This is a genomic window from Spirillospora sp. CA-142024, assembly GCF_050942325.1.
GTDB lineage: Bacteria > Actinomycetota > Actinomycetes > Streptosporangiales > Streptosporangiaceae > Spirillospora.
The window spans coordinates 3,180,605-3,194,814 of the sequence record NZ_CP192077.1 but is presented as its reverse complement, the minus strand read 5'-3'; the positions used below and the strand labels follow the sequence as shown (position 1 = coordinate 3,194,814).

General features: G+C 72.4%; 11 protein-coding genes. All 11 read right to left on the bottom strand.

All coding sequences use genetic code 11. The features are described 5' to 3' along the window. Nucleotides 1–14: 14 nt before the first annotated feature. Complete coding sequence (locus tag ACQPZP_RS15510) at nt 15–701, bottom strand: NAD(P)H-binding protein (RefSeq protein WP_433478312.1); 687 nt, start codon at nt 699–701, stop codon at nt 15–17. Between the two features lie 70 nt (nt 702–771). Further along, nucleotides 772–2,208 carry a DUF1996 domain-containing protein gene (locus tag ACQPZP_RS15505; protein ID WP_433478311.1) on the bottom strand — a complete coding sequence of 479 codons (1,437 nt, stop codon included), beginning with the start codon at nt 2,206–2,208 and terminating at the stop codon, nt 772–774. A gap of 35 nt (nt 2,209–2,243) precedes the next feature. After that, nucleotides 2,244–2,849 (bottom strand): DUF4142 domain-containing protein, encoded by a 606-nt coding sequence (locus tag ACQPZP_RS15500; RefSeq protein WP_433478310.1) that lies wholly within the window; start codon nt 2,847–2,849, stop codon nt 2,244–2,246. A gap of 152 nt (nt 2,850–3,001) precedes the next feature. Continuing rightward, nucleotides 3,002–4,513 carry a ferredoxin gene (locus tag ACQPZP_RS15495; RefSeq protein ID WP_433478309.1) on the bottom strand — a complete coding sequence of 504 codons (1,512 nt, stop codon included), beginning with the start codon at nt 4,511–4,513 and terminating at the stop codon, nt 3,002–3,004. Next, nucleotides 4,510–5,457: a hypothetical protein gene (locus tag ACQPZP_RS15490; RefSeq protein WP_433478308.1), complete on the bottom strand. Its 948-nt coding sequence runs from the start codon at nt 5,455–5,457 to the stop codon at nt 4,510–4,512. The genes ACQPZP_RS15495 and ACQPZP_RS15490 overlap by 4 nt, the downstream gene beginning before the upstream one ends. 16 nt (nt 5,458–5,473) lie before the next feature. Continuing rightward, nucleotides 5,474–7,618 carry a hypothetical protein gene (locus ACQPZP_RS15485; protein WP_433478307.1) on the bottom strand — a complete coding sequence of 715 codons (2,145 nt, stop codon included), beginning with the start codon at nt 7,616–7,618 and terminating at the stop codon, nt 5,474–5,476. A gap of 893 nt (nt 7,619–8,511) precedes the next feature. Beyond that, nucleotides 8,512–9,690, bottom strand: a complete 1,179-nt coding sequence (locus tag ACQPZP_RS15480; RefSeq protein ID WP_433478306.1) for a glycosyltransferase family 4 protein — start codon at nt 9,688–9,690, stop codon at nt 8,512–8,514. A gap of 85 nt (nt 9,691–9,775) precedes the next feature. Next, on the bottom strand, nt 9,776–11,410 hold the full coding sequence (gene qcrB, locus ACQPZP_RS15475) for a cytochrome bc1 complex cytochrome b subunit (RefSeq protein ID WP_433478305.1): 1,635 nt from the start codon (nt 11,408–11,410) through the stop codon (nt 9,776–9,778). Further along, on the bottom strand, nt 11,407–12,522 hold the full coding sequence (gene qcrA / locus ACQPZP_RS15470; protein ID WP_433478304.1) for a cytochrome bc1 complex Rieske iron-sulfur subunit: 1,116 nt from the start codon (nt 12,520–12,522) through the stop codon (nt 11,407–11,409). The genes qcrB and qcrA overlap by 4 nt, the downstream gene beginning before the upstream one ends. Beyond that, nucleotides 12,519–13,430 carry a cytochrome bc1 complex diheme cytochrome c subunit gene (gene qcrC, locus ACQPZP_RS15465; protein WP_433478303.1) on the bottom strand — a complete coding sequence of 304 codons (912 nt, stop codon included), beginning with the start codon at nt 13,428–13,430 and terminating at the stop codon, nt 12,519–12,521. The genes qcrA and qcrC overlap by 4 nt, the downstream gene beginning before the upstream one ends. 45 nt (nt 13,431–13,475) lie before the next feature. Next, complete coding sequence (gene ctaE, locus ACQPZP_RS15460) at nt 13,476–14,132, bottom strand: aa3-type cytochrome oxidase subunit III (RefSeq protein ID WP_433469975.1); 657 nt, start codon at nt 14,130–14,132, stop codon at nt 13,476–13,478. Nucleotides 14,133–14,210 lie beyond the last annotated feature (78 nt).

Here is a 14,210-nt window from a genome sequence, read left to right as displayed (position 1 = left end):
CGGGCCGGCCCCGGCTACCCCGGCCGGCCGCCGCCGAGGGCCGGGCGCAGCGCGGCGACGGCGTCCTCGATCCGGGTGGGGCCGTTCAGCAGGTCGAGGGTGCGGCGGCGGACGTCGCGGGCGTCGAGCAGCGCCACGATGACCGCCGCCACGTCGTCGCGGGTGACCACGTCGTGCCCGATCGGCGGCTCGGCGAGCGTCACGAGGCCGGTGGGCGGGTCGTCGGTCAGGCGGCCGGGGCGCAGGATCAGCCACTCCAGGGCGTCGCGGCGCTTCAGGTCGTCCTCGGCCTCTCCCTTGGCCCTGAGGTAGGCCTCCCAGACCTCGCCGCGCCCCGGCCCGGGCCGCTCCCCCGCGCCCATCGCGGAGATCTGCACGAAGCCGGGGACGCCCGCGCGCTCCGCCGCGTCCGCCGTCAGCACGGAGGCGCCCCGGTCCACGGTGTCCTTGCGCGCCGCGCCGCTGCCCGGCCCCGCCCCGGCGGCGAACACGACGGCGTCCGCCCCGGTCAGGTGGTCGGCGACCTCGCCGGGACCGGCCGACTCCAGGTCGCACACGACCGGCCCGGCGCCGGTGTCCCGGACGTCGCCGGCATGGCCGGGGTTGCGGATGATGCTCAGCACGGTGTCCCCCCGTGCGGCCAGCAGCCGGGACAGCCGCAGCGCGATCTGCCCGTGCCCGCCCGCGATCACGATGTTCATGCCGTGATCGTAGGACGCCGGAGACCCGGCCGCGCGGGGGCGCGACCGGGTCAGCGGTTCGGGGACCGGTTCAGCGGCGGCGGGGCCAGGACCGCTTGATCTTGGTTCCGGGCCGGCCGGACTTGGTGCCGGAGCCGGCGTTGATCGCGTTGACCGCCTTCTGCATCAGCTGCTCGTCCATCACGTTGATGAAGTCGCCGTGGTCGGTCAGCGGGTCGTGGCCCGACTCGGGGAAGCTGTCCAGCGCGAACACCAGCGGCTTGGCGGGCACGTTGAAGGCCAGCGTCATCCGCAGCTGCGGCACCGCCTTCGTGCCCTGCGGGCACTGCCCCGTCGCCTTGTCGGCGAACTTGATGTGGTCGCGGTGGTTGGCGCTGTCGGTGTTCTGCCCGTCCCAGCAGCTCGGGAAGTTCAGCACGCGCTCCACCTTGCTGCCCTGGGGGCAGAGCGGGTACTTGTCGGTGAACGCCTGCTTCTCGAAGCCGCTGCACGTCCAGCTCGCGTTGGCGTTCGCCGGGCCGTTCGTCACGGCCTTCGCGTCGCCGGCGACGACCCGGATGAACCGCGGCATCGCCGTCACCTTGCTGCGCGGGTTGCCGAGGAACTGCAGCTTCACGCTCGACGGGGTGACGATGCTGCCGACGTTGCCGTCCTTCTGGCTCTGCTGCGCCCGCTCCGAGTTGTCCTGGCCGTTGCGGAGGCGGATCACCGGCCAGAAGTAGGCCGACTTGTCGCCGTTGGTGCAGGTCGTCCCGGCGGCGGCGAAGGTCTCGTCGGTCGAGAACGCGTTGGTGTCGAGGTTCCCGACGTAGTCGTGGATGTGGTGCGCGCCGTTCACGACGCCGGGCGCGGCGAGGACGTTGTCGGGGTTGCTGTGCGCCTGCCCCTCGTTCACACCGCAGCTGGAGGCGAACACGCCGGTGGACCCTCCGCGGCCGGGGGCCGCCTGCTGGACGCGCGGCGCCTTGCGGATGTCGACGTACTGATCCGCGCGCAGCTCGGGTATCTCCACCTGGCCCTGGTCGCCCTGGCCGTTGCCCTGGCCGTCGCCCTGGTCGCCCTGCCCGTTCCCCTGGTCGCCGTTCTGGCCGTCGCCCTGGTCACCGTTCTGGCCGTCGCCCTGCCCGCCGTTCTGCTGCCCGCCGTTCTGGCCGTTCTGCTGACCGCCGTCCTGCGGGGCGCCGGTCTGCTGGCCGTCGCCGATCGGGCCGCCGTCGCCCATTCCGCCGCCCTGCTGGCCGCCGTTCTGCTGGCCGCCGTCCTGCGGGGCGCCGGTCTGCTGGCCGCCCTGGGGCGCGGCCGTGGGGTCACCCTGGCCGCCGCCTTGGAGGTACGGAGTGCCGGTGCCGCCGTCGGTCGGCTGGGCCGGGTAGGCGGCCGGGTTCGCCGCCCGGGCGGTCGCGGGAGTGTACGGCTGGGCCGCGGCTCCGGGCGTCTCCTGGCACGCCGTCGCGACAAGGGCGAGCGCCGGGATCAACGCGGCGAATGCTTTTTTCTTGCTTCCCATGGAAAGTGCTCCCTTTGCGGGGGTGGGATCGTAGGTCAGTGCAGGGCACGCCTGGGCACCAGGCCAGTGCTCTCAAGCAGCGACATATGCGTGTTGACGAATTTCATCGCCCTTTCGGCGAACGCGCGGATCTCAGAATTCTCGGACGCTGCGCGCACCTTGGCGATGATCGCGAAGACCTGGCCGTGCGCGGCGCGGAGCCGCAGCACGAAGGTCTTGTCGAAATCGCTCCCGAACTTGCCCGACATTTCCCTCAGCCAGCTCTTCTGGCTTCCGTTGGGCTCGTTGGGAAGGAGCACGCCGAGCTTCTGCGCGACGGCGCGGACATCGGTGTCCAGCTGCATGTGCTGCTGCCAGATGATGTCGGCGACCTCGCGTACCCGGGGGGCGGAGGCGCGCTGCTGTGCCTGCTGACCTGCGGGTATCTCCCACAGGTCGGCCTGCCTGACCTTGACCAGGAGCTGCCTGTCCAGGGTGCTCAGCTTGCCCCACTTCGTGTTCACGGTGCCACCGAGGTTCGCCGCGCCGCTGGCGGGGACGCCGACCGGGTTCATGACGACCACGAAGGCCGCTCCGACGGCCGCCAGGGCCGCCAGGATCAGCAGAAGGCGCCCCCTGCCGAAGCGCGGGAGCCTGCGCATTTCAGCCATTCCGTAGGATTTCCTCAAGGTTTCTCTTCCTCCTCTCGGGACCTCTCGACGGATACGGCGCGGGTCCACCTGTGAATACGCACCGCGCCGCCGCGGGGTTCAACCATGTCCACCAGATGTCAATTTTTTCGCATGTCCGGAATTCACCGCCGCGACGGTGCCCCAGGCACACCTCCGACGACGCGCAAGGCCAGTGCCGGGCACATCGCGACCGCCTTCTGAACGTCCTTTTCGATCCACGCCGGGATGTCGGACCCGAGCACCACGGGGAAGCCGTACCGGTCGAGCTGGATCAGCTCGGGGACGAGGTAGGCGCACAGGCCGTGCCCGTCGCACCGGCTCCAGTCGATCGCCACCCGTCCCTCCGTGCCGTCGGGCACCGGGAGCGGCAGCACGCCGTAGGTCGACATGCCGCACCCGGCGCCCCACCGGTGCGCGTCGATGTCGGGGCCGAACGCCTCCATCGCGGACAGGACGAACCTGGCCGTCCCGTCCGGGTGGGTGCAGGCGCCGCGGCCCCGGCCGACGCCGGCGGCACGGCGGACGTCCTCCACCGTCCCGGCCCCCTCGGTCAGCGCGTTCAGCGACCGGACGACGTCGGGCAGCCCGAGCCGGCACGGCCCGCACTGCCCGGCGGACTGCGCGGCGAGATAGGAGGCGATCCGGGTGACCTCGCCGAGCGGGCAGGTGCCCTGGGTGAGCGGCAGGATGATCCCCGCGCCCACCGTCGCGCCGACCCGCCGCATCCCGGCGCGCGACAGCACCGCCCGCGACACGCCGGCCGGGTCGAGCCACATCCCGTGGTACCCGCCGACGAGCACGCCCGGGGACGGTGGCACGTCGCAGTGGTCGAGGACGGCCTGCAGGGGCGTGCCCAGCGGCGCCTCGACGACCTGGGTCTTGCCGATGGTGAGCAGCGTGGTGCCCGGCTCGTCCTCCGTCCCGGCCGAGGCGTAGAGGTCGGGGCCGAGCGAGACCAGCACGGCGAGCTGCGCGAACGTCTCGGTGTTGGACAGCAGCGTCGGGTAGCCGTCCACCCCGGCGTCGGACGCGCGCACCTTGACGCCCGGCGGGATCGGCGTCTCCCCGTTGATGGCGCGGATCACCGCGCCGCTCTCCCCGGAGATGAACCGCTCGGTCAGCCGCACGACCCGGGCCGGCATCCGCCGCTCGCTGATCGCGGCGCGGACCGACCGGGCCGCCTCGTCGCTCTCGACGGCCAGCACGATCCGCTGGGTGCCGAGCGCGTTCGCGGCGATCTGGGCGCCGTCGAGCACCAGGTGCGGGGCCCGGCCGAGCAGGACCTTGTCCTTGGAGCTGCCGGGCTCGCCCTCGGCCCCGTTCACCACGACGACGACGTCCTCGCTGGACCCGCGCTCGTCGCCCTTCTCGCCGGGCAGCAGCGCGGTCTGGTCCGCGGTCGGGTAGTTGACCCGCGCGGCGACCGCCATCAGCTTGCGGGCGAACGGGAAGCCCGCACCGCCGCGTCCCCTCAGGTCGACCTGCTCCGCCATGCGGACCAGGTCGTCCAGCGCCGGCGCGCGGAGCCTGCCGTGCACCGCGAGGTGCCGGTCGAGGTCCAGCCGGTCGAACCGGTCGAACCCGAGCGTCAGCCGGGGTCCGCCGATGTTGGAGACGGTGACGGTCGAGGTCATCGGATGACCTCGGTGTCACGCCCCTGCCCTGTCACGGGCATGCCGCGCGGATCGGAGACGGTCCGGCGCGGGTCGTCGTAGCCGCGGGAGCCGTAGTCGCGCGAGTCACCGAAGTCCCGGTCGTCGAAGCTCCGGTCCCCGAAGTCGCGCGGGTCGTCCAGACCGCGCGGGTCGTCGTCCGCCCTGGCCCGCGCCATCGCGGCGACGCGCCCCTCCTCGTGCTCCCGCTCCGCCATGGCGCGCCGGTCCCGGCGGCGGCCGGCGCCGTCCGGCCGCGAGTACGGGTCGATCTCGTCGCCGGCGCGGGGCACCTCCCGCGGCTTGAACACCACGACCATGCGGGTGACCAGGGCGAGCACGACGAACACGACGCTCATCACGTAGCTGAGCACCACCCAGTTCGCCGCGGCCCGGCCGGTGATCAGTCCGTGCACGATCGCCATCGGCCAGGCCACGTAGGCGAGCGCGTGCATCGACCGCCACAACCACGCCTTGCCGCGGACCGCGAACCGCGACCGCACCACGCCGGTGATCACGATGAGGAACATCAGCTCGGCGGCGATCGTGCCGAGGCCGATCGCCCCGCCGTCCGGGACGACGATCTGGATCGGCAGCGCGAGGCCGTTCATCACCTTCACCGAGATGTGCGCGACCAGCATCGCCGTCGCGACGACGGCGGAGGCGCGGTGCAGGGCCTGCGCGAGCACCCGGTGCCGGATCTTCAGGATCAGGCGCTCGGTGGCCAGCAGCCCGCTCATCACCGCGGTGGTGTAGGACACGAGCGCGAAGACGCCTGCGTAGAAGTTGAGGAAGTACTGCACGTTCGCGACCGCGACGGCGCCCTGCGGGGTCGCCGCGCCGACGAGCACCAGGACCGCGCCGGCGAGCACCAGCCGAAGCACCCAGCCGGGCACCGCGGGATCATCACTGTTGCGAATTCGCACCGCTCGGACTCCTCTTCTATGTTGCGGCCGGCGCCGGGGCGCCGGCCGGTCCGGCGCCGTCCTCCGGCGTGGCGCGGGGGGACGGCGATGACGACGGAGGGTCGTCCGCCGCGGGGACCGGGCCGAGGTTGGCCAGCAGGGCCCCGGGAAGCACTTGGAGAACGCCGCGTTCGGCGAAGCCGAGGAGCGGCTTCGCGCGCTCCCGGAACGTCCAGCCGCCGATCTCGGCGCCGTCGAGCGGGATCGGCGCGGCGCCGCGGCGCAGCCCGAACGCGACCTCGGCACGGGGCGCGGGAGCCCCGCCGCAGGGCCGGGAGGCGCCGGTGCGCCCGAGGACGTCGCCCTGCCGGACGACGCTGCCGTCGCGCAGCTGGGTCACGTTCCGCATGCCGTAGTAGGTGGTCGCGAGGCCGCTCGGGTGGATCAGCATGACGAGCGCGCCGGCCTGGCTGGAGCAGAACCGGTAGAGCCGCCCGAGGCCGGACGCGACGACGCGGCCGTCTCCGCCGGAGAACGCCAGCGACGCCAGCGGACGCGCGGACGGGGAGTCCTCAGAAGTCGTCAGCGACCACGCCTGGCCGATCTTCCACGGCAGCATCAGCTTGTCGCCGGTCCGCGTCCCGTTGACGAGGGTGGTGGCCTGCGCCGCGGTCAGCGCCCCGTACTTGCGCAGGAGGCGCGCCTCCGACGCCGACATCATGTTCGCGGGGAGCGTCCCGAGCATGGCGGCGAACGCCTTCCCGCCCGAGAGCCCGACCTGCCACTCCTTGCCCGTCCAATGCGCGGTGTAGAACGCGATCTCGGGGTTGGCGGAACTGGCGGCGGGGACGGGGATCGCGGTGGTGCCGAACACCCACGTCCGGTCGGCGCTCGTGCGGGTGGCGTCCACGAACGGGTTCCGCGTCAGCGCGGCCCCGTACGCCTGCTTGGCGGCCGTCCCGCGCTGCGCCAGGGTCAGCTTCCGGACCTGGGCGGCGAGCACCGCGAGGTCGGGACCGGCCGGGGCCGTGGCGGTACCGCCGCCACCGGGCTGCTGCGACGGCTGCTGCGGCCGCGCGGGCGTGCCGGTGCCGGGCTTCGGCGGCTGGATCGCGCGCTGCGAGCCGACGGGACCGGACGAGCCGCCGATGGGGCCGCCGTCCAGCAGCGCCCGCTCGACGATGCCGAGCAGGGACAGGCCGACGGCGGTGGACAGCACGATCGCGCCGATGCTCATCCGGTCGGTGGGCCGCCGCCCGCGGCGCGGCGTGGCCTTCGGGCCGGGGCGTGGCGGCGTCTGGCGGCCCCGGGGCTCCGGGCGCGCCTGCGGCCGGCGCTCGGGCCCCCGCTCCGAACGGCCGCGTTCCCGGCGATGCGACCGTCCGCCGGGCGGCGGGAAGTCGCGGGAACGGTCCCTGCCGGAGCGTCCGCCTGCCGCGCCGTACCCCTCGGCACGCGCGTCGAACCGCTCGGCCCGGCCCCCCGGACGCTCGTTGCGCAGGTCGAACTGCCGCGTGCGGGCGTCGGGACGCTCGTAGCCGGGGCCGGAAGGCCACGCACGACCGCCCGGGCGCTCCTCACGGGCATCGAACTGCCGTGTGGGGGCGTCGGGACGCTCGTTGCGCGTCCCGAACTGCGGCGTACGCGGATCAGAGCGCACATCGCGGGCGTCGAACTGCCGTGTGCGGGCGTCGGAAGGCTCGTTGCGCGTCCCGAACTGCGGCGTGCGCGCGTCGGCGCGCTCGTCGCGCGTGTCGAAGCGCCGCGTGCGGGGGTCGGGACGCTCGTTGCGGCCCTTGAAGCCGCCGGCGCGGGGGTCGGAACGGTCCGTTCCCGCGTCATAGCCGCCGTTGCGGGCGCCGAAAGCGTCGGAGCGCTGTGCGGGCGGCTCCGGCCGCCGCGCACGTGCCCGCGGCCGCTCGGCGCCCTCGCCGGAGCGGCGCGCGCGAGCCCTGCCCTCGCGCCGCTTCGTCTCCCGCCGGGACGGTTCGCGCCGGGACGGCCGTCCCCGCTCGGACCAGTCCGGCTGCTCCGACCACCAGGACCCTTCGGGCCACTGGGGCTCCTCGGACCAGAGCCCGCGCTTGGGCTCGGATCGCGCGCTGGGGCGCCCAGGCGTTTCCGCCCACGGTGCAGCATGCGTTTGGCTCCGGGACGCATGCCCGTAATCGCGTCGCGCCATGCCCTCTCCTGTGGAGGAGACGGAGGGCTCGGCGAACGCCGGTAGGCTCCGCGCCGCCGGGCGTGTCGCCCGGCGGCGGTCCCGCTGAGACATGTCGGGACCGCGATGTAGGAGCCCGCTCGCTCCCACCACGATCCCCGAACGGATTCTCGCGAATCCGCCCGATCACTCCGGGAGCATACGCCCCAAGAGCCACTCGAATGCTAGTCCGTGCCAAAAAACCTGCGGCCCCTCCCCCGCGGAGGTTCCGCTCTCCAGAGGAGTACGCGCGAAACCCGAAGCATGTTCACGCATCCGGGCGACGGATTCAGGCGGCTTAGCGACGACTGATCCGCTCCTTAAGCGCGCTTTAACGTGCTGCCGCCGGCGCCGTCCGGGCTCTAGCTTCGAGATTGTCAGCGACCGCGGACGCAAGCAGCAGGAGGAGGAGGTGGCCCCAATGACACGATCACCGCGACACGGGATCAGCCCAGGGGCCGTTCGCCCCTCCTGCGCGTCCGCGGCCGGGCACCGTCGCGGGGCCGGGCCCCACGGTGCCGGATGCCGGGGTCGTGCCCCGCGCTCCCGTCCACGCGGACTCGATCCGGGCCTGCGGGCCGTCCAAGCGGCGCGCCCATCTCCAGGTTCTCCCCCACAGGGGCGCCGGGCCGGCCGGCAGCGGATCACGACAACCCCACCTCGGCAGGGGCGTCCGCGTGGAACTGGTCTCCGGGGGCGGGGCACGGGCCCATGGCGTTGTTCCGGGCTCGGGCGTTCAGGGCGCCCGAGCCCGGAACAACGCGCCCGCCGGCGGAGCGGGCGCTCACCCGGCCGGTGTATCGGCTGATGTAGCCGGCCGGGCCGGTCCGTGCCGACCGGTCCGGCCGCCTCTGGTCCCCGGGGCGAGGACCCGCCTACGGCGCGGGGGCGGGTCCTCGCCCCGGATCATCGCTCCGGCCTCCGGACCCGGGCGCGAGCAGGTCTCCCAGGCGGGCGGCCTGGACGTCCCAGCGCCATTCGCGTTCGATCCAGGCGCGGCCCTTCTCACCCATGGCCCGGGCCCGTTGCGGGTCCGACAGCAGGCTCGTCACGGCTTCGGCGATCCTGGGGATCGAACGGCCCGGGACGACGGTGCCGGTCTCGCCGTCCAGGACGGCATCGGGTGCGCCGCCGGAGTCGCCGGCGACGACGGGGAGTCCCGTGGCCGACGCCTCCAGGTAGACGATGCCCAGACCCTCCACGTCCAGGCCGCGACGCCGGGTGCGGCACGGCATCGCGAAGACGTCGCCCGCGTCGAAATGCGCGGGCAGCTCCTCCCAGGGGACGCCGCCGGCGAAGACGACGGAGCGCTCCACGTTGAGGGAGACGGCGAGGCGTTCGAGGTCGCGCCGGTAGGGGCCGCCGCCGACGAGCAGCAGAGCGGCGTCCGGGATCGCCCTGAGGACGCGCGGCCATGCATGGATCAGGGCGTCCTGCCCCTTGCGCGGCACCAGGCGGGACACGCAGACCACCACGGGACGGTCGGTCAGCCCGTGCCGGGAGCGGATGTCCGAGCCCCCGGCGCCCGCCCGGAAGAGCTTCTCGTCGACGCCGGGGGCAAGCCGGGTCAGCCGGGCGGCGGCGGCCGGCGACAGGGCCCTGGCCATCCGGGACCGCGTGTACTCGCCCAGGTAGGTCAGGACGTCCACGCCGTCCCCGATGCGGCCGAGCAGGTTCCGCGCCACCGGCAGCGCCGCCCAGCCCGCCTCGTGCCCGTGCGTGATCCCGACGAGCCGCCCCGCCCCGCGCCGCCGCAGCGCCGGGGCCAGCAGGCCGAGCGGCGCCGCCGCCCCGAACACGACCGAGTCGCAGCGCTCGCCGCGCAGCACGTCCGCCGCCCGGCGCAGCACGCCCGGCTCCGGCAGCATCAGCGTCCCCGGATGCCGGACGACCGGGAACGGCTGCGCCGCGTCGAACTCCGCCGCGCCCTTCCACGCGGGGGCGTACACGACGACCGAGCCGGGCGGGCGGCGTACGGCGAGGCCGTGCACGAACGCCTGGATACCGCCCGGCCGGGGCGGGAAGTCGTTGGTGACGAACAGCGTCGTGGTCATCGTCCGGCCAGCATACGAACCGCCCGGCATGCGGAAGGGCCCGCCACCGGCGGTGCGGTGACGGGCCCTGCGGAACCGATCGCGATCAGTGGCGGATCTCCTGCGACGTCTTGCCGCCCTCGATCTCCCGCTGCTCGCCGTGCTCGTGCTCGTGCTCCTCGACGGGGACGTCGTCGAAGGTCCACGCGCGGTTGAGCCGCGAGCGCAGGTGCCCGAGCGGGCCCTTGGTGCTGGGCGCCGGGATGCCCCGGGCGTCGCGGGCGGGCGCCTCCGGCCGGGCGTTCTCCTTGGACAGGATGACGACCTTCTCCTCCTCACGCGCGGCCTCGTGCCGCTCGGAGAACGCGCCCTCCGGCGACATCATGATCACGCCGCTCTCCACGCCGTGCCCGATGACGTCGGCGTCCTTGCGTTGGAGGCCCAGGCAGATCCGCTTGGTGATGACGAACGCCAGGAAGGGGCCGACGAAGAACGTCACCCGGAAGAACCACGTCGTGGCGAACAGCGACACGTGGAACTTGTCAGCGATGACGTCGTTCGCGCCGGCGAGCCACAGCAGGCCGTAGAAGGTGACCGCCGCGATGCCGGTGGCCGTGCGGACCGGGGCGTTGCGCGGCCGGGTGTTCACGTGGTGGTGCCGTTTGTCGCCGGTCACCCACTGCTCGATGAACGGCCAGGCCGCGGCGCCGCCGAACACGATGCCGAGCGGCACCGTCGCCGGGATCAGCACGTTGAGGCTGAGCGTGTGGCCCCAGGCGGTGATCTCCCAGTTCGGCATGATGCGCAGCGCGCCCTCCAGGACGCCCATGTACCAGTCGGGCTGGGAGCCCGAGGAGATCGCGCCGGGGTCGTACGGGCCGAACAGCCAGATCGGGTTGATCTGCGCGAACGCGCCCAGCAGCGCGACGACGCCGAACGTGAACAGGAAGTACGCGCCCGTCTTGGCCATGAAGACCGGGTAGAACGGGTAGCCGTACACCTGCTGTTCGGTCTGGTTCTTGACCGGCATCGCGGTGTGCTTCTGCACCCACATGATCATCATGTGCGCGGTGACCATGCCGAGCAGCAGGCCCGGGATCAGCAGGATGTGCAGCATGTACAGGCGCGGCACGATGTCCTGGCCGGGGAACTCGCCGCCGAACAGGAACATGTAGCCGTAGGTGCCGACCAGCGGGATCGCCTCCAGCACGCCCTGCGTGATGCGCAGGCCGGTGCCGGACAGCAGGTCGTCCGGGAGCGAGTACCCGAACAGGCCCTCCAGCATGCCGAGCGTGAACATGCCGATGCCGATCAGCCAGTTCAGCTCGCGCGGCTTGCGGTAGGCGCCGGTGAAGAACACCCGCAGCATGTGCGCCAGGATCGAGGCCATGAAGAGGACCGCGGCCCAGTGGTGGATCTGCCGCATCAGCAGCCCGCCGCGCACGTCGAAGGTGATGTGCAGCGTCGAGGCGTACGCCTCGGACATCCTCACGCCGTTCAGCTTCGTGTACGAGCCGTCGTACACGACCTCCTTCATGCTCGGCTGGAACCAGAGCGTCAGGAACGTCCCGGTCAGCAGCAGGATGATGAAGGAGTAGAGGGCGATCTCGCCCAGCATGAAGGACCAGTGGTCCGGAAAGACCTTCTTCATGTTCCGCTTGAAGAAGGTCGTCGAGCCGAGGCGGTCGTCGAGGAACGTCAGCGGGGCCTCGACCGCCTTCGGAGCTGTCGCCTCGCTCATCCGCGCTCCCAGAAGCTCGGGCCGATCGGTTCGTGGTAGTCGCTCGTCGCGATGAGGTACCCGTCCTCCACCGACAGCGGCAGCTGCGGCAGCGGCCGCGCCGCCGGGCCGAAGATGACCTTCGCGGCGTCGGTGGCGTCGAACGTGGACTGGTGGCACGGGCACAGGATGTGGTGCGTGGTCTGCTCGTAGAGGGCCGCGGGGCAGCCGACGTGCGTGCACACCTTGGAGTAGGCGACGATCCCGTTGACGTGCCAGTTCTCGCGTCCCTTGGCGGGCTTGAACTGGTCCTCGGGGATGTTGATGAGGATCGTGACCGCCTTGGCGTTCTGCGTGAGCACCTGGTCCTCGGGGACCTCCTCCTCGATCCCCTCGGGCAGGACGGTGATCATCGAGCCCGGGGAGGAGAAGTCGCCGACCCGCAGCGGCTTGTTGGTGCCGTCCACCACCAGGCGGACGCCCTTCTTGCCCTCCGCCTGCGCCTTCTTGACGGCCTCGCCCCAGAAGGTGTGGCGGAGCCGCTTCTCCGGCAGCGGGCCGAGGTCGCGCAGCAGCACGAGCGGGGCCAGGCCGAGCGGCGCGGCCGCCAGCAGCAGCGTGCGGCGCAGCAGCGGCCGCTTGGTGATGCCGCTGTCGTCGGCGCCCTCCAGGAAGTCCTCGGTGAAGGCCGCCCGGGTCTCCTCGTCGGCGGCCAGCTCGTGCCGCTCCTGGACGATCGGCTTGCTGGTCATCAGCCGGCGCACCCAGATGGTGATGCCGACGGCCAGCGCGAGGAACGACAGGGCCATCAGGCCGCCGAGCCACAGGTTCGACTCGCGGGCCCGGGTGACGCCGTGCATGCCGCCGTCGCGGCCGCTCCAGCCGATGAAGTACGCGATGAACGCCACGCTGGCGGCGAACGCGAGCAGGAAGAACGTCGCGACGATCCGCTCGGCGCGCTTCATCGACGCCTCGTCCAGCTGCTCTCCAACGCCCGCGGGCGCCGAGATGTTGTCCTCGGCGAGGAGCGCCTTCTCCCGCGCCGGGGACGGCGTGCCGATCACGCGTTCGCGGCGGCCCTCGCCGTCGCGCGGGCCGTTCTGGCCCGCCGTGTCCTTGTTGTCGTCGCTCATGACTTCTTCAGCTTCTTCGGCTTCTTCGCGGTGATCCACATGGCCGCCAGGACCAGCAGGCCGATGCCGATCAGCCAGCCGGCCAGGCCCTCGGTCACCGGGCCGATGCGGCCGAGGCCGTTACCGCCCGGGTTCGGCTCCTCGCGCGTCTGGACGAGGTAGGAGATGATCGCCTGCTTGTCCTGCGGGGTGAGCGTGGTGTCGTTGAACACCGGCATCGCCTGCGGGCCGGTCAGCATGGCCTCGTACATCTGGGTGGGCGTGACGTCGGAGTTCGAGAGCGGCGGCGCGTACTTGCCGCCGGTCAGCGCGCCGCCCTGGCCGGTGAAGTTGTGGCACTGGGCGCAGTTGGTGCGGAACAGCTTCCCGCCGAGCGCGACGTTGCCCTTCTCCGGGTCCACGGCCGACGCCGGGGGCACCTCCGGCCCGCCGCCGAGCGAGGCGATGTAGGCGCGCAGGTCGGCGAGGTTCTTCTCGGCCTCCGCCTTCTGCTTCTCGGCCTCCGCCCGCTCCTTCGGGTCCTCGTAGTCGGTCTTGATCGAGGTGTCGAAGGCGGGGATCGGCGTCTTGCGCGGCACCTGGGCGCCAGGGTTCATCGCGGGCATGCGGCCCGTGCTGACCTGGAAGTCGACGGCCGCGGCGCCCACGCCGATCAGGCTGGGGGCGATCGAGTTGCCCTTGGCGTCCTTCGTGCCCTCGGCGTTCAGCCCGTGGCAGCTCGCGCAGTTCTTGTTGAACAGCTGCTGGCCGTTCTTCAGGTCCTGCTCCGCCTGGGCGGCGCTCTGCGCCTCGGCGCGGTCAGTCCGCGGCGAGAAGCCGGCGTAGATCACGCCGATCGCCGCCAGGGCCGCCAGCACGACGGCGTAGCCCGCCCACGGGCGCCGTCGCCATGCGGTGATCCTTTTCACGGAAATCCCCGTTCGGGTCATGTCGTCGGGTAGGTCGGGGTGAGGTCAGTGGTCGAGCAGGTAAACGACCGAGAACAGGCCGATCCACACCACATCGACGAAGTGCCAGTAGTAGGAGACGACGATCGCGCTCGTCGCCTGCTCGTGCGTCCACCTCTTGGCGGCGTAGGTGCGTCCGAGAAGGAACAGGAACGCGATGAGGCCGCCGATGACGTGCAGGCCGTGGAAGCCGGTGGCCAGGTAGAACACCGAGCCGTAGGCCGAGGACGAGAAGGTGAGCCCGTCCTTGGAGACCAGCTGGGAGTACTCGTAACCCTGGCCCGCGACGAAGTAGGCGCCCATGAGGAACGAGAGCACGTACCACTCGCGCAGACCCCAGCGCGCCACGTTCAGCAGGCCGCCGTCACGTCCGACCTTGCCCGCCTCGGCCTTGAACACGCCCATCTGGCAGGTCACCGAGGACAGCACCAGGACGGTCGTGTTGACCGCGGACAGCGGCAGGTCCAGCGGGGCGCCCGGCCACGCGTCGTGGCCGGACTGGCCGATCGTCACAGAGCGGATCGTGAAGAACATCGCGAACAGCGCCGCGAAGAACATCAGCTCGGACGACAGCCAAACGATCGTCCCCACGCTGACCAGATTGGGACGGTTCGCCCGTGCGTGAGGTGTTGTCTCTATCGCGGATGCTGTCACGGGCAGCATTATTGCGCCCCCATCCAGTGAGTGACGCATGACCCCCCTCCTAGGGTTCCCCGAGCGTGTCTCCGGCGCCCCGACCCG